The sequence below is a fragment of the Candidatus Eisenbacteria bacterium genome, assembly GCA_016235265.1.
Taxonomy (GTDB): domain Bacteria; phylum Eisenbacteria; class RBG-16-71-46; order RBG-16-71-46; family JACRLI01; genus JACRLI01.
On sequence record JACRLI010000022.1, the window covers coordinates 43,928 to 58,801 of the forward strand.

At 70.2% G+C, this 14,874-nt stretch carries 14 protein-coding genes and 1 pseudogene; 11 read left to right on the forward strand and 4 right to left on the reverse strand.

Annotation, left to right across the window (positions count from 1 at the left end; translation table 11 throughout):
• The first annotated feature begins 1 nt into the window (after position 1).
• The 4 genes from sufS to HZB25_12370 are packed head-to-tail and all read left to right on the forward strand — an operon-like array spanning position 2 to position 4,336.
• Positions 2 to 1,234 carry a SufS family cysteine desulfurase gene (sufS, locus tag HZB25_12355; protein MBI5838022.1) on the forward strand — a complete coding sequence of 411 codons (1,233 nt, stop codon included), beginning with the start codon at positions 2 to 4 and terminating at the stop codon, positions 1,232 to 1,234.
• A 5-nt stretch (positions 1,235 to 1,239) separates the two neighbouring features.
• Positions 1,240 to 1,680 (forward strand): SUF system NifU family Fe-S cluster assembly protein, encoded by a 441-nt coding sequence (locus HZB25_12360; GenBank protein ID MBI5838023.1) that lies wholly within the window; start codon positions 1,240 to 1,242, stop codon positions 1,678 to 1,680.
• Between the two features lie 23 nt (positions 1,681 to 1,703).
• Positions 1,704 to 1,997 (forward strand): metal-sulfur cluster assembly factor, encoded by a 294-nt coding sequence (locus HZB25_12365; protein ID MBI5838024.1) that lies wholly within the window; start codon positions 1,704 to 1,706, stop codon positions 1,995 to 1,997.
• An 8-nt stretch (positions 1,998 to 2,005) separates the two neighbouring features.
• Complete coding sequence (locus HZB25_12370) at positions 2,006 to 4,336, forward strand: S8 family serine peptidase (GenBank protein MBI5838025.1); 2,331 nt, start codon at positions 2,006 to 2,008, stop codon at positions 4,334 to 4,336.
• A 77-nt stretch (positions 4,337 to 4,413) separates the two neighbouring features.
• Here the strand turns inward: HZB25_12370 and HZB25_12375 are convergent, their stop codons facing one another.
• The 3 genes from HZB25_12375 to HZB25_12385 all read right to left on the reverse strand — a co-directional run bounded on the left by HZB25_12375 (position 4,414) and on the right by HZB25_12385 (position 6,559).
• Complete coding sequence (locus tag HZB25_12375) at positions 4,414 to 5,196, reverse strand: hypothetical protein (protein ID MBI5838026.1); 783 nt, start codon at positions 5,194 to 5,196, stop codon at positions 4,414 to 4,416.
• Between the two features lie 121 nt (positions 5,197 to 5,317).
• Positions 5,318 to 6,148: a BtpA/SgcQ family protein gene (locus HZB25_12380; GenBank protein MBI5838027.1), complete on the reverse strand. Its 831-nt coding sequence runs from the start codon at positions 6,146 to 6,148 to the stop codon at positions 5,318 to 5,320.
• A 42-nt stretch (positions 6,149 to 6,190) separates the two neighbouring features.
• On the reverse strand, positions 6,191 to 6,559 hold the full coding sequence (locus tag HZB25_12385; GenBank protein MBI5838028.1) for a sulfite exporter TauE/SafE family protein: 369 nt from the start codon (positions 6,557 to 6,559) through the stop codon (positions 6,191 to 6,193).
• Positions 6,560 to 7,451: 892 nt separating this feature from the next.
• On the opposite strand from HZB25_12385, the pseudogene HZB25_12390 reads away from it, so the two are divergent.
• Positions 7,452 to 7,529 (forward strand): annotated as a pseudogene (locus tag HZB25_12390) (VPDSG-CTERM sorting domain-containing protein).
• Between the two features lie 168 nt (positions 7,530 to 7,697).
• Here HZB25_12390 and HZB25_12395 read toward each other — a convergent pair.
• A complete protein-coding gene (locus HZB25_12395) occupies positions 7,698 to 8,912 on the reverse strand; it encodes an acyltransferase (protein ID MBI5838029.1) in 1,215 nt (404 codons plus the stop codon).
• A 209-nt stretch (positions 8,913 to 9,121) separates the two neighbouring features.
• Here HZB25_12395 and HZB25_12400 point away from each other — a divergent pair, with 209 nt between their 5' ends.
• The 6 genes from HZB25_12400 (at position 9,122) to HZB25_12425 (ending at position 14,782) form a co-directional block, all read left to right on the forward strand.
• A complete protein-coding gene (locus HZB25_12400) occupies positions 9,122 to 10,174 on the forward strand; it encodes a thiamine biosynthesis protein (protein ID MBI5838030.1) in 1,053 nt (350 codons plus the stop codon).
• A 4-nt stretch (positions 10,175 to 10,178) separates the two neighbouring features.
• A complete protein-coding gene (locus HZB25_12405) occupies positions 10,179 to 10,412 on the forward strand; it encodes a sulfurtransferase TusA family protein (protein MBI5838031.1) in 234 nt (77 codons plus the stop codon).
• A gap of 446 nt (positions 10,413 to 10,858) precedes the next feature.
• Positions 10,859 to 11,707 (forward strand): trehalose-phosphatase, encoded by an 849-nt coding sequence (gene otsB, locus HZB25_12410; protein ID MBI5838032.1) that lies wholly within the window; start codon positions 10,859 to 10,861, stop codon positions 11,705 to 11,707.
• Positions 11,691 to 13,295: a trehalose-6-phosphate synthase gene (locus tag HZB25_12415; GenBank protein MBI5838033.1), complete on the forward strand. Its 1,605-nt coding sequence runs from the start codon at positions 11,691 to 11,693 to the stop codon at positions 13,293 to 13,295. Before otsB ends, HZB25_12415 begins: the two co-directional genes overlap by 17 nt.
• Before the next feature lie 3 nt (positions 13,296 to 13,298).
• Positions 13,299 to 14,030, forward strand: coding sequence for a hypothetical protein (locus tag HZB25_12420; GenBank protein MBI5838034.1), 732 nt, complete (start codon positions 13,299 to 13,301; stop codon positions 14,028 to 14,030).
• Positions 14,030 to 14,782, forward strand: coding sequence for a hypothetical protein (locus HZB25_12425; protein ID MBI5838035.1), 753 nt, complete (start codon positions 14,030 to 14,032; stop codon positions 14,780 to 14,782). The genes HZB25_12420 and HZB25_12425 overlap by 1 nt, the downstream gene beginning before the upstream one ends.
• Positions 14,783 to 14,874: the final 92 nt, after the last annotated feature.

Sequence of the window (14,874 nt, forward strand, 5' to 3'; positions counted from 1 at the left end):
CATGACGCCATCGACCCGGGAGGGCCTGGAATCGCTGCGCGCGGAGTTCCCCATCCTCGCGCGCAGGATCCACGGCAAGCCGCTGGTCTACCTCGACAGCGCCGCCACCAGCCAGAAGCCGCGGGCGGTGCTCCGGGTCATGGAGCATTTCTACGAGCACACCAACTCGAACATCCACCGCGGCGTGTATTCACTCAGCGAGGAGGCCACGGCGCTCTTCGAGGGGGCGCGCTCGCGCGTGGCGCGCTTCCTGGGGGTGCCCGCCCGGGAACTGGTGTTCACCCGCAATGCCACCGAGGCGGTGAACCTGGTCTCGTACGCCTGGGCCCGCTCCACGCTCAAGGCCGGCGATGCCGTGGTGCTCACCGAGATGGAGCACCACGCGAACCTGGTTCCGTGGCACATCCTGCGCGACGAGCGCGGCATCGAGCTCCGCTACATCCCCGTCACCCCCGAGGGCCGGCTGGACCTCTCCGGCCTCGACCGGCTGCTGGACGGGGCGAAGCTGCTGGGGGTGACCCACGTCTCCAACGTGGTCGGCACCATCAACCCGGTGCGCGACCTGGCGGCCCGCGCCCACGCGGCCGGCGCCCTGGTGCTGGTGGACGGCGCCCAGAGCGCGCCGCACCTGCCGCTGTCGGTGCCGGAACTGGGCTGCGATTTCTTCGCCTTCACCGGGCACAAGATGCTCGGGCCGACCGGTATCGGCGGCCTGTGGGCGCGCCGCGAGCTGCTGGAGGCCATGCCGCCGTTCATGGGTGGCGGGGACATGATCCGCGAGGTGCGCCTCACGGGCTCGCGGTGGAACGAAGTCCCGCACAAGTTCGAGGCCGGCACGCCGGCGATCGCCGAGGCGGTGGGGCTGGGGGCGGCGGTGGACTTCATGGAGGCGGCGGGCCGGGAGACGGTCCACGCCCACGAGCAGGCGCTGGTGAGGCTCGCGCTGGAGCGTCTGGCCGAAATCCCCGGGCTCACCGTGCTGGGCCCGCCGGCCGCCGAGCGTTGCGCCCTGGCGGCCTTCACCGTGGACGGGGTGCACCCCCACGACATCGCCGCGGTCCTGGACCGGGAGGGCGTGGCGGTGCGCGCCGGCCACCACTGTGCCATGCCGCTGCACGAGAAACTGGGCGTGCACGCCAGTGCGCGGGCCAGCTTCCACGTGTATAATCAGGCCTCGGACGTGGACGCGCTGCTGCGCGGGCTGCGCAAGGCCGTGGACCTCTTCAGGGCGTAGGGAACGTGGAAGACCTGTACCGGGAGCACATTCTCGACCACTACAAGCACCCCCGGAACCGGGGCACGATCGAGAACCCCGACATCACCTTCGAGGACTCCAACCCGCTGTGCGGCGACGAGCTGCGCATCGACATGCGGGTGGAGAACGGCGTGGTGGTGGACGTGAAATTCTCCGGGAACGGCTGCTCCATCAGCCAGGCCGCGGCCTCCATGCTCACCGAGCGGATCAAGGGCCAGCCGGTGGAGGCGCTGAAGGGCATTTCCCGCGAGGCGATCCTGGAGGACCTGGGCATCGCCCTCGGTCCGGTGCGGTTGAAGTGCGCGCTGCTGGCGCTCAAGGTGATGAAGGGTGGCGTGTACGGCATCCACGAGTGGCCCGGGGAGGGTCCGTCCGGGGAAGGCGACGCCGGGGAGCCCGGAGCGGAGACCGGGCAGCGCGACTGAACATCCGAAAGGAAATCATCACCGTGGCCACCGAAGCCGAAATCCGAACCGCGCTCGAAGAGGTGATGGACCCGGAGCTGCTGCTCTCGGTGGTGGACCTCGGCATGGTCCGCGAGGTGCGCCTCGGCATGGACGGCCACCCCACCGAGGTGGACCTCATCCTCACCACGCCCTTCTGTCCCTACGGGCCCATGCTGGTGGAGCAGATCACCGCCGTCGTGGAGCGCGTCACCGCCGGCCCCGCCAAGGTGGACGTGCTGGCCGATCCGTGGGACCCCTCCATGATGCCCGACCCCTCGCTGCTGGGGCACTGGTAGGCCCGCCCATGGCCGCCCGGATCGCCGCGATCCGCGCCGTGCTCCGCTGCTCGCTGCTCTTCCCGGCGCTCCTGTGCCAGCCAGCCGTGCCGGTTCGCGCGGAGATCGTGCCCGGCCGCGTCGTGGTGGGCCTGGCATCGGGCGCCGGCTCCGCGCCCCTCGCGGCGCGGGCGCGCGCCTGGGGCCTGGCCGCGCCCCGCCCGGATCCCTCGCGGGAGGCCGGGCTGGCGCCGCTGGGCGCGGTCGTGCTCGAGGTCCCCGCGGGCACCGAGCGCTCCTGGGCCGCGCGGCTGCGGGACGAGCCCGGGATCCGCTATGCCGAGCCGGACGCGCTGTTCCATGCGGCCATCGCGCCCTCCGACTCGCTCTACCCGCGCCAGTGGCACCTGCGCAACTCCGGCCAGCTGCAGCCGGGCACTGCCGGACACGACCTCGGCGCGGAGCCGGCCTGGAATCGGGTGCGCGACTCCGGCTTCCTGCTGATCGGCGTGCTGGATTCCGGCTCGGACTTCGCGCACCCCGACCTCGGCACCAACCTCTTCCGCCGCCCGGTGCGCCGGCCCCCGGCTCCCGGCGAACCCGCGGACCCGTTCCCGGGCGACACCCTGGGGTGGAACTTCATCTCCAACACCCCCGACCCGACGGACGACTTCGGGCACGGCACCGGCGTGGCCGGCGTGCTCGGCGCGCTGGGCGACAACCGGCGCGGCGTGGCCGGGGTGCTGTGGCGCACCCAGCTGCTCAGCGTGAAGGTGCTCGGTGCCCGGGGCACGGGCAGCGGGACGCAGATCGCCGCCGGGGTGGTGTACGCGGTGGACTCGGGCGCCCGCATCCTCAATCTCAGCGTGTCCGGGGAGGACTTCTCCACCCCGCTGCGCGACGCGCTGGCCTACGCGCGCGACCGCGGCGCGCTGGCGGTGCTGGCCGCAGGCAACGACGGTGCCAACCTGGACGTGAGCCCCAGGTACCCGGCTTCCTTCGACCTCGACAACCTGGTGGTGGTCGGGGCCAGCGACCTGGCCGACACGCTGTTGCTGTTCTCCGGCCGCGGCAGCCGCGTGACGCTGTCGGCGCCGGGCATCGAGATCTGGACCACGAAGCGGGGGGGAGGCTACGAGGCGGCCAGCGGCACCTCGTTCGCCGCGCCGCAGGCGGCCGCGGCCGCGGCGCTGTACTGGACACTCCGGCCGTGGGAGAACTACCGCCAGGTGATGGATGCCCTGGCAGCCGCGGTAAAACCCGTGGAGGGGCTGGCGGGCAAGGTGGCGACCGGCGGCCGCCTGGACCTGGCGCACCTGGTGGACGAGGCGCTGGGGGACTCGTTCCCGCCGGCGCGGGCCGTGGACCTGGCGCCGCTGCTGCTGGGAGTGAACCGCGCCACCTGCACGCTTACCGCTCCCGGCGAGGACGGCCGGCGCGGGCGCGCCGCCGCCTACGAAGCGCGCTGGTCCACTGCTCCGCTGGGCGAAGCCTCATTCGACACCGCACAGCCCGTGGTCGTGGCGCGCCGGCCGGCGTTCGGTGGCTCGCGCGACACGGTGGTCTTCTCCGGGCTGCCGCCGCGGCGGACGGTGCACCTGGCGCTGCGCGCGCTGGACCGCTACCACACGCGCGGGCCGGTCTCCAACGACGTGGTGGTGACCCTGCAGGCGCCGCCCACCATCATGGTGTCGCCGGCTTCGCTGGCGGTGCAGGTTTCCGCGGGCGCCAACGCCTCGAGGTTCTTCAGGATCCACAACCTCGGGGACGCGAGACTGGACGGTTCGCTGCCGCCCTTCGACGCGCCCGGGGTGGCGTGGGGGATCTCGGTGGTGGGAATCGACCTGTTCAAGATCGCCGCGCACGACTCGGCCCGGGTGCGCGTGGACGTGGACGCCACCGACATCGCCGAGGGCAGCACCGTGGTGTTCCGCTCCGAGATCCGGTCCAACGACCCGGAGTCACCGCGGGTGCCGTTCGAAGTGAGTGTCACCGCGACGGCGCCGAAGACGTCCGGGGACCGCGACTCGGCCGCGACCCCCGGGGGGGTGGCGAAGTCCCCGGCCATCGCCGGGCGCGCCGAAGACTACCGTGTCACCCCGATGCCCATGGCCCCGGGCGCCGCGGCGCGGTTCCGACTCGGCGCCTCGTGGGCCGCGGTGGCGGGCTTTCGAGCCCGGGTGCTGGATGTGGCCGGCCGTGAGGCGGCGCGACTCGAGGCCCCCGCGGCAGGCCGGGATCCGGTGCTCGAGTGGGGCGGGCGCCTGCGCTCGGGCGTTCCGGCGGCCTCGGGAATCTACTTCCTGGAGGTCGGCGGAGCCGGCCGCCGCCAGGTGACCCGCTTCCTGCGCCTGCGCTGATCCCGCAGTCCGCTCCGGGCGCCAGCCTGCGCCGATCCCACACCCGCACCGGGCCCGCGCCAGCTCCCCGCGCGCCGCTACTTCGCCTTCGGCAGGTCCTTCAGCCACTCCTGCGCGAACTCGCGCGCCGCCCCGGTGGCCTCGCGACCCGCGCGGTACCACATCTTCCACTCCTCGGGCCTGGCCTCGAGGGTCTTGTCCGCGAAGTGCTTCTTGTAGCCCACCTTGGTGAGCTCGGCGTCGAAGTTGATGTCCGCGGTGGTGGCCAGGAACTCGCTGAGCCGCTTGCGCAGCGACACGTTGGGATCGGCGGGCGGGATCTTCGCGGATGCCATCTTCGCGTTGTACTCCGCCAGCTCCTTGTCATAGCGCGCCTTCCGCTTGTCGTAGTCGGCCTTCGCCGCGCCCTTGCTGGACTTCACCTGGGCCATGGCCTGCTTCATCTGCTCCTGCATCTCGGGCGGCATGTTGGCCATGTTGTCCTTCATCGCCTTCATGGCCTTGGCGGCGTTCGCGTCGGCCTGTTCGGCCCCGGCGGCGTTGTCCAGGGGCGGGACCGGCTTGCGCGGGGTCTCGGAGGCGACGTACTGGGAGTAGCGCGTCTTGAACTCGGCGGACTCGAAGTAGGCCCGCGTGAACGAGCCGAGGGCTCGCACCACCTCCGCGCGCCTGCCGGCGGGAATGGCCTTGAGGGCCGATGCCCCGTCCGGCACGCCCTTGAGGCCGCGCGCGAGGCCGTAGTACAGGTGCTCTTTCGCCTGGTCCTTGTCGATCTCGTACTGGCTGAACACGTCGGCGGCAAGGAGGGCCACCGGGAGCGCGACGGCGGCCAGCAGCAGGAACGGGATCACACGTCTCATGGATTCCTCCGATTCCGGGTTCGATGACGGGGGATGATGGGGGATCGCGGGGCCGCCGACTTCCTGGCTTCCCGCGGCCCGTGGCGGCCAGCCGCCGCCCGGGGTTCGGTGTACTGTACGGTCAGCCCCGGGCCGCGGCCACCAGCTGCTTCACCCGCTCCGCGTCTACCGGGTTCGAGACGTCGCCCTCGCGCTTCACCCACGTACCCACCACCGCGCCGTCGCAGGCCGCGAACCACGCCGCGGCGGTCTCCAGCGTGACCCCGCTGGCCACCAGCAGCGGCGCCGATGGCAGCGCGGCCCTCACCCGGGCGGCATCCTCGAGGGAGGCCGGCTTGCCGGTGCCCGAGCCGGTGACCAGCAGCGCGTCGGCGGCCCCGCGCAGGTAGGTGTCCTCGGCAGCCTGCTCCAGCTCTAGCGGCGCCAGGGGGGAGGCATGCTTCACCAGGATGTCCGCGAAGATCAGCGCGGCGCTGCCCAGGGCGCGCCGCAGCCGCACCGTCCCGGCCGCCCGGCCCTGGATCAGGCCCTGGTCGGTGACCATTGCGCCGGTGTGCACGTTCACCCGGATGAAGTCGGCGTCACAGGCCGCGGCGATGCCCAGCGCGGCTTCCGCGTCGCTGCGCAGCACGTTCACGCCCAGGGGCACGCGCGCCTCGCGCCGCAGTTCCGCCACCGCGCGGGCCATGGCGGCCGTGGTCACCGGGGGCACGCGGTCGGCGTGAAACGGCTCGTCACCGAAGTTCTCCACGATGATCGCCCGCGCCCCTCCCGCCTGAAGCGAGCTCGCGTCGGCCAGGGCGTGTTCGATCACCGCGTTCATGCCCCCGCGGCCCTCCGCGGCGGGGCGGTGGCGCGGCGCCCCGGGGAGCGGCAGCAGGTGCACCACGCCCACCAGCAGCGGCCGGTCGCGGTCCTTCGGGCCGAAGAGCGCCCGGAATGCCTGGCTCACGAGTGCCTCCGGTTCAGGGGCGGTCGTCCGCCCGCGGGGGGGTCATTTCTCGAAGAACATCCTTCCGGCCACCAGGAACAGGAAGACCGCGAAGGCCTTTCGGAGCAGCGGCTCGGAGACCTTCCCGATGAGCGACGAGGTGATCAGTGAGCCCACGACGAAGCCCACCGCCAGGAACACTGCGGCGTGCAGGTTTCTCGGGCCGACGCAGCCCTGCTTCCAGTACTCGTACACCGCCACCAGGCCCAGGGGCGGCACCATCATCATCAGCGAGGTCCCCTGGGCCTCCTTCTGGCCAAACTTGAAGAGGTAGACCAGCGCGGGGATGGCGATGATGCCCCCGCCGATCCCGAAGAACCCGGCGGTGGCACCCACTCCCGCCCCCAGCGCCACGAGGAGCATCCAGTTCACGGCAGTCCCCCCTTGTCTCGAAGAAGTCCGAGCGGCGAAGCTACCACAGGCGGCCGCATGGCGCAACGATTCAATCTTGTAAAGTCAATGGCCGCAACGTACTATGTGACTGTTGAGAATAGTGACGCAGAAAATCCGCTTGTCATGCCCGGCCGTAATCTGATAGAATGTTTATGTCAACTGAACGCAACAGTCTGTGTTTCCCGCCGGTCCCGGCCGGATCGAGCGACGCGGACCATGTCCCACGCGGCGTCCCGCCGCCAGCGCCCCCTTGGGGTAGGAGAAGTCTCCAATGAAAAAGGCTCTCGCTCTCGCACTGCTGGCTGTCATCGCCATCACGGGCAGCGCCGGCACCACGTTTGCCGTGACCGCCTCGCTGTACGCGCCGGCCAACGTCGGCATCACCTCGTTCGACTACACGGTGGATGGCAACCGCATCGACCTTTACGAGACCTGGGGCTCGGTGGGCTTTGGGTTCGTCATGCTCGACGACCTGGTGACCGGCGCCGACTACGTGGTGTACAAGCACATCACCAACAACACCGGCCTCACTTGGACCCGCTTCGCCAACGAGCTGCTGGACCCGTTCGACGGCCCCGGCAGCAACGACGACCTGGACCCGCAGCCGTACCCGGCCTTCGTGCCGGAGCGGTTCTCCACCTCGAACGATTACGACGGACTGAGCTTCGCCCAGGGTTCGGGAATCCCCCGCACCTCCGGCGCGTTCGCCTCGGTGTTCTCCGACGAGCTGACCGACGCCCGTGACTTCATCGACTTCTTCGACGGCTCCGTCGGCGGCCTCGGTGGCACCGACCTCATGAGCTTCGGCCTGCGCGACAACCAGCACAACCAGCCGTTCCTGCTGGCGCAGCGCCCGAACGCCCGCTCGAAGGACCCCATCCCCGAGCCGTCGACCCTCGGCCTGCTGGGCCTGGGCCTGCTGGGCGTGGTCGCCCTGCGCCGCCGCTAATTTCCGGCAACATGTCTGCCTGCCGGCCGGTCTGGCCGCCGGCCGGTGGACCGACAGCGAACGAGGGAGGACGTCCGGGACGTCCTCCCTCGTCGTATGCGGGGCGGGCCTGCGTGACCGGACTTCATCGCGGCGCCGCTCCGGCAGGCACGACTGCCCACCGGGCTGCTACGACTTCCTTGTCGCTGTCGAGGGGCGCGTGTTGAGGAACCTGCTTTCCACCGCCAGGAAGTAGGCCTTGCCGGCGAAGTAGCCTCCCACCGCCAGCGCCACGGCCAGCGCCAGGTACAGGTACGGGTTGTGGGTGGCCGCCAGCGGTCCCAGGAGCTGCTTCATCACCGCCCTTGCGGGGACGTGCACCAGGTAGAGCGAGTACGAGAAGATGCCGGCCCGCGTCAGCCAGGCGACCACGCGGCCGGAGGGCCAGCGGCCCCCGCGCTCCAGCCGCACGCAGTAATTGAGCAGCGTGAAGAAGGTCATGCCCCACAGCGCGGGGGAGAGCGAGGGCACCGGGGCGGGGCCGGCCACCGGGAAGCGCGATTCCGCCAGCAGCGCCAGCGCCGCCCACACGGGCACCAGCCAGGGCGCCGAGCAGATGCGGGGGAGCTTCACCAGCCCGAAGTACCCCTCCACCGCCAGCATCCCCAGCGTCCACTGGATCCACAGGGAGAACGCGGAGGTGCGCACCAGCGTCCACCACTCGGCTCCGCCCGGCACGCGCATGAGCAGCGGGGCGATCGCTGCGGGGAAGAGGATGCCCAGCACCAGGCTCGCCATCACCGCGCCGCCCACGCCGCGCGGCCTCCGCCACGCCAGCAGCACGAAGTACAGCGCGTAGAAGTACTCCTCGCGCGCCAGCGTCCAGAACGGGGGATTGCCGCCGCCCAGGTCGAAAAGCGGGTGGAGCCCGTGCAGCATGAACACGTGGCTCACGAAGTCCCACGCGATCCACGGCAGGCGGGGCTCGGGGTAGCGGGTCACCAGGGGCGTCTGGCGGCCCATCCACACCGCGGTCAGCAGCAGCGCGGTGCTGATCAGCAGCATGAAGAAGTAGGGGGGATACAGGCGGTGGATGCGCCGCTTCCAGAAGCCGGCGAAGTCCGAATCGCCCACCCCTGTCTCCGCGAAGCGGCGGGCCCAGCGCATGTGGATGCAGAATCCGGAAATCACGAAGAACAGCGGCACGCCCAGGTCGCCGCGATCCACCACCGCGTGGAGCGCCCGGAACCAGCCCAGGTGCATGGGCATGTTCTGGCCCCAGCCGAAGTTGATGGCGTGGTGGGCCACCACGGAGAGGGCGGCCACGCCGCGCAGGAAGTCCAGGGAGGTGAGGCGGGTGGTGGGCGCGGCCCAGGGGCCGGCCGCCCGTTGCTTGTGGGTCACGTTCGCCGATGCCTCCGTGCTGGAACGGGTGTCCCGGCGGCGTGCCGGGACGGGAGCGTCAGGGTAGCGCGGTGGGTGGGGGGGTGTCCATTGACGGGCCCGCCCGGGGAGCCGTACCATATCCACACATTTCCCGACGCGGTCCCCGGTACACGCATCCTTCCGGGGGCGGCCGTCCCGAGTCGCCCACATCTCTGAAAGAGCCCCACATGACCGAACGCGAGCCGATCAAGGCCCTCGCCATGCTCTCCGGCGGCCTCGATTCATCCCTGGCGCTGCACCTGATCAAGGCGCAGGGGATCGAGGTCGAAGCGGTGAACTTCCACACGGGCTTCTGTCTCACCGACGCCCACCGGGCGCTGGGCCAGACGGCCAACAAGAATGGCACGCCGTACCGCAACGAGGCGCTGCGCGCCGGCGCGCACGAGCGGATCCCGGTGCGGGTGGTGGATGTCTCGAAGGACTACCTGCCGGTGGTGACACAGCCCCGTTACGGCTATGGCTCGGCGATGAACCCGTGCATCGACTGCCGCATCTTCATGCTCCGCCGCGCGCGCACGCTCATGGACGAGATCGGCGCGAAGTTCGTGTTCACCGGTGAGGTGCTGGGCCAGCGCCCCATGACCCAGCACCTGCGCGCGCTGCAGCTCATCGAGCGCGAGGCCGGGCTGGAGGGGCTGGTGTTGCGCCCGCTGTCCGCCCGGTTGCTGCCGCCGACGATCCCGGAGAAGGAAGGCTGGGTGGACCGCGAGCAGCTGATGAACATCTCGGGGCGCAGCCGCCGGGCCCAGATCGAGCTGGCGGACCAGTTCCAGATCGGCGAGTACCCGCAGCCCGCCGGGGGCTGCTGCTCGCTGGTGGACGCCAACTTCGGGCGGCGCCTGCGCGACCTCTACGCGCACCGCGACCCGGAGTCCATCCAGCCCGAGGAGTACGTGATGCTCAAGCTGGGCCGGCACCTGAGGCTGGCGCCGGGGCTCAAGCTGATCGTGGGCCGCAACGAGGGCGAGAACAAGTTCCTCGAGATGTGGCGCGGAGAGCGGTGGCTGCTGGGCACCCCCGACCACCCCGGCCCGCTGACGCTGCTGGACGGCGAGCCCACCGCTGAGCAGTTGCTGGAGTGCGCGCGCATCGCGGCCCGCTACTGCGACGGCAAGCGGGAGCCGAAAGTGCGGGTGCTGGCCTCGCGCCGGAGCGGCGAGTCCCGCGAGCTGGACGTGGCGCCGCGCGGGGAGTACGAGCTTGCGTCTCGACTCCTGTGATGCCGTGCGCGCCGACCACGTGCTGGCGGTGGAGGGGCTGTTCTGCCCCATCCCCATCGCGCGCGCGACCGAGCGCATGGTCACCGTCGCGGCGGGCGAAGTGCTCGAGATCCGCGCCACCGACCCGGGCGTGATCATTGACGTGCCCGCATGGTGCCATTCCGCGGGGCACGAGTTCCTGGGCTATTTCCGGGGCGGACCGCGCATCACGTGCTGGGTGAGGAAGTGTGTGAAGTAGTCCAGGCAGGTCAGGAATGAATGCCTGCCTCCAACCGCAGGCCGGGAGCACCTGTGCCCCAGAATGAGTCTTCCGACTTCCGAGGGCCCCCTTCACCCGGAAGTTTCGGAGGATTGGAGCAGCGTGTGCAGAGATCCTGTACGTGCCCACCGATGATCACACCAACAGCCCCCGAATTGCATCGCACCCATATGGGTCGGGCAGCTATGCTCTCCGCATCGGGACACTGGGTGGGTACGGATGTGCCTGCGTCCTCAAGCGGTTCGCAAGCGGAGCCTTGGAGTGCCCACAGAGTTGGTTGCCTTCGGCGCAGTCCCAGCTGCCCTGAGAGCCCGAGGACGATAACAAAGGTCGGAGACGTCTTCGGCTTTCCGCCAACGGAGTTCCTTGGAGGTGGTTGCGTGGCGGCCGTACTCCGTTGCTGAATGCGCCAGAGGAGGTCGGAGGTGCGCAATCTCTCAGACACGATCAGGCGGATCCGCGTCAGCGCTGAGGAGGGCCATCGGCTGCTGGTTGGCCTCGACTTCGACGGGACATTGGCCCCCTTCGTCGAGCATCCACACCTCGCGCGCATGGACGAACACGTGCGCAACGCCGTGGAAACGCTGGCCCGGGATCCTGGGGCGCGGGTCGCCATCGTGAGCAGTCGGGGCCTGCACGACCTGGAGGAGCGCGTGGGGGTGGCCGGGGTCGATCTTGTGGCCAGCCAGGGCTTGGAGTTGCGGGTTGACGACCAGGAGTTGACGCTCCCCAGTTTCGGTGAGGTGGATCCGTTCTGGAGCGCAGCAATCCAAGGTGTGCTAGTGGACTACCCCGGCAGCTGGCTGGAGATCAAACCCGCTGCCCTGGCGGTGCATCTGCGAAACCTCCGGCAAGGCAGCCGCGTGGAACTTGAGCGCCGCCTGCGGACTCTACCCGGCAATCCCGCCCGCGCCGCTGCGAAGTCAGGATGGATGAGGTGCCGGCAGACGCTGGAGTGGGCTCCGGCTGGGGCGGGCAAGGAGCGCGGCCTGCGCGCGCTGCTGGAGCGCTGGGAGAGGTCGGAGTACGATATATTGCTCTACGCCGGAGACGACGAGAACGACGCCGAGGCGATGCGCGAGGTGCAGGTGCTCGGTGGGATTGCCCTCGGTGTTGGGGGGGACGCTCCGCCCGAGGCGGAGTTCCACCTGGCCGACATCGGCGAGCTGGCTACGTTCCTTCGGCTGGCGGCCGGAGGCCTGAGGGCGCACCGGGCTTGTTTGCGAGCACCGACCGTGAGGAGAACGGAGGCGCGGCATGAACGACCGGAATGAGCCTCGCGGCGCGGGCGCCAATCCCGGGGTCCTCGAGCGCGTGCAGGGCGCGCTCAGCCAGGCCGTGAAGCGTCAGTTCCTGCACCGTCCGCTGACGGGCCATTTCGACGCGGTTCTGTTGCGTGCTTGGGCCGAGGAGGCCTTATCCGGCCGGCGCCTGATTATCGTCTCCAACCGCGAGCCCTATTCTCATGTCCGGTCTGGAGATGGAGTTCGTGTGCTACGCAACCCCGGCGGGCTGGTGGTCGCGCTCGACGCCGTCCTGCGCGCCACCGGGGGTGTTTGGGTGGCGCACGGGTCCGGCGATGCCGATCTTGAGCAGTCCGATTCCGCCGGGCGGGTTCGCGTTCCCGTGGATGCCCCAGCCTACACGCTGGCGCGGACGTGGCTGAGCCAGGAGGAACAGGATGGGTACTATTCCGGATTCTCGAACGGCGCGCTGTGGCCGCTGTGCCACGTGGCCTACGTCCGGCCTCGATTCGAGCTCTCGGACTGGAACCAGTACGAGGCGGTGAACCGCAAGTTCGCCCAGGCGGTGTTGGGTGTGGCGGGATCGACGCGGGCGGTGGTGCTGCTCCAGGACTATCACCTCGGGCTGTGCGCGAAATTCATCAAGGAGGAGCGTCCCGACATCCCGGTGGGACTGTTTTGGCACATTCCGTGGCCCAACCCGGAGATCTTCCGGATCCTCCCATGGAAGACCCCCTTCCTCGAGGGCCTGCTGGCCAACGACCTGCTCGGTTTTCACCTCCGGTACCACGGGATGAACTTCCTGGACACGGTGTCCGCGGAGCTGGAGGCGCGGGTAGACCTGGCCCGGATGTCCGTGGAGCGGCGCGGGCACCTCACCAAGGTGCGGGCGTTCCCAATCAGCACTGACATCGATGGGATCGCCGCCCAGGCGGAGAGCCCCGAGTGCCTTCGGGCCACGGCACGCTGGCGGGAGCGCCTAGGTGTCGGTGGGCATCTCGTCGGGCTGGGGGTGGATCGCCTGGACTACACGAAGGGCATCCCCGAGCGCATGACCGCGTTGCGTCGGCTCTTTGAGAAGCACCCGGAATGGCGGGGGCGCCTCAAGTTCATCCAACTGGGCGTGCCCAGCAGGGTGATGCTCGACGAGTACCGCCGGCTCACGGAGCGGCTGGATGAGCAGGTCCGCGCGCTGAACGCGGAGTTCGGATCTCCGGACGACCCGGTGGTGCATTTCCTCAAGGGGGATTTCGACTTCGCGGACGTGATCGCCCGGTACCGTCTGGGTGACTTCGCCGCCGTCACGTCACTGCACGACGGGATGAACCTGGTGGCCAAGGAATACGTCGCTGCGCGCAGCGACCTGGGCGGGGCGCTCATTCTGAGCCCGTTCACCGGTGCGGCCCGGGAGCTGCAGGAAGCGGTGCTGGTCAACCCGTACGACGCGGATGCGCTGGCGGATGCGTTCCATCAGGTACTCAGCGGGCCACCCGAGACTTCGCGAGCGCGCATGGCGGCACTGCGCGAGAGGCTGCACCGACACACGATTTATGACTGGGCGAAGGAGCTCCTGGAGTCCATCCGGAGGCTCGGGCCCGGTCCTCATGAAGCGAGGTGACCCTTGAAAAGCGTTTTGCTTGCAGTGGGTGCGTCCACACCGGCCCCGCTGGGCGATCGGCTGGGCTGGCTGGGCACCGGGGTGAGGGATGCCGCCACCAACGTCGGCCTGGCGCTGGTGGTCCTCGCGGTCGGCTGGCTGCTGGCCCGCGTGTGTCTGGCACTGGTGCAGTGGCTGCTGCGCAAGCTGCGGTTCAACCACGTCGTCCGGCGAATTCTCGGCCAGTCCTCGCTGGCCGGGAGTCTGGAGGCATCCACCACAGCCGGCTGGATCGTGTTCTGGGGAATCATGCTGCTGGCTATGATGGTGTCGCTGGACCTCGTGGGGATCCACGTGCGGGATGCCGTGGGCCAGCGGCTGGCGGAGGTGCTGCCGCGCATCGTGGTGGCCTCGTTCGTCGCTCTCGGAGGAGTGCTCGCGGCGGTCCTGGTCGGGGTCGTGATCCGTTCCGCGTTGCGGGGGATGGGCTGGATGCGCCCGGCGGTCGGCGCGCAACTGGGGTCTGCCGCCGTCCTGGTCTTCGCCGGCCTGCTGGCTCTGGAGCAACTGGGTCTGGCCGCGCAGTTGGTGGTCGGGGTGGGGCTGATCCTGGTCGCGGCCGTCGGGCTTGCAGCCGGGCTGGCATTCGGCCTGGGTTGCCGTGACCTGGCGCGCGACCTGCTGATCGAGTACCTGCGCTCCCTGGATGGGCAGGGAGGCTCAGCGCGATCGCGGACCGGCACAGAGAGCGAGTGATGCTCGCGGCGTTCGAGTTCTCCAGCGTTGTGTACCTGGTCGAGCCTACGGGTGCGGTAGCCAGGAATCTCCTTGAGCTTCGCGAGGGGATCCGGCAGGCGGAACCGCGCAGCCTGTTCTATCACGCGTACGAACCCCTGCTGCGCGACCCCGGGGCGGACGAACCGCCCCCGCACGACTTCGCTCACTGGTGCGAGCATGTTCTGCTGCATCCTGAGGCGGCCGAGCGCCTGGAATTCGCGTCGGTGTCGAGTGGGCAGGGGCTCGAGTCGCTGCGGGAGGCCCTGGTGTCCGTGCTGGACGACCTGTGCCGCGACGACCGGGCCCGCCGGGAGGCGCCGCTCGAGCTGGGCCTTCGGCTTCACCGCTGGCACACGCTCGCTGTGCGCTCGGGGCTGGCAGCTCGGGATGCCTACGAGATGATCGAGTGTGTCGAGGCGCTGGACGACGAGGGTTTCCTCTTCCATTTCCATGAGGCAGCGGAATTCTCAACGGAATCGGCCGGTGACCTGGTCGCGTGGCTGGAGGAGTCCGGGGCCGAGCGCCATGCGCGCGTGGCCCGGGAAGTCCAATCCTCGCGCGCGGGCCTGCACGCGGCGAGGCGTTCCCTGCTGCGGCGCTGGCGTCAGCGCTCCATCCCGGCCCGGCTGGTGGCCAAGGCCGGGGAGCCGGAGGCGGCACGCAGGGGGGAGGCGCGTGACGTGATGACGCGCTTGGTGCGCGGGTGGCGCCGGGATGCGGAGCCCAAGTGAACGCGACGACCTCGCTTCTGGAGCGCTACCGGGGCCTGGTGGACGGGGCAGACCTCCACGTGCTGGAGCAGCTCGCGCGGGTGCTGCGCGGG

What these genes read in the sequence shown, in the direction of transcription:
- HZB25_12400 (MBI5838030.1), top strand. Translation starts at nt 9,122, where the DNA reads ATGACCGAACGCGAGCCGATCAAGGCCCTCGCCATGCTCTCCGGCGGC.
- HZB25_12415 (MBI5838033.1), top strand. Translation starts at nt 11,691, where the DNA reads ATGAACGACCGGAATGAGCCTCGCGGCGCGGGCGCCAATCCCGGGGTC.
- HZB25_12375 (MBI5838026.1), bottom strand. Translation starts at nt 5,196, where the DNA reads ATGAGACGTGTGATCCCGTTCCTGCTGCTGGCCGCCGTCGCGCTCCCG.
- HZB25_12425 (MBI5838035.1), top strand. Translation starts at nt 14,030, where the DNA reads ATGCTCGCGGCGTTCGAGTTCTCCAGCGTTGTGTACCTGGTCGAGCCT.
- HZB25_12370 (MBI5838025.1), top strand. Translation starts at nt 2,006, where the DNA reads ATGGCCGCCCGGATCGCCGCGATCCGCGCCGTGCTCCGCTGCTCGCTG.
- sufS (MBI5838022.1), top strand. Translation starts at nt 2, where the DNA reads ATGACGCCATCGACCCGGGAGGGCCTGGAATCGCTGCGCGCGGAGTTC.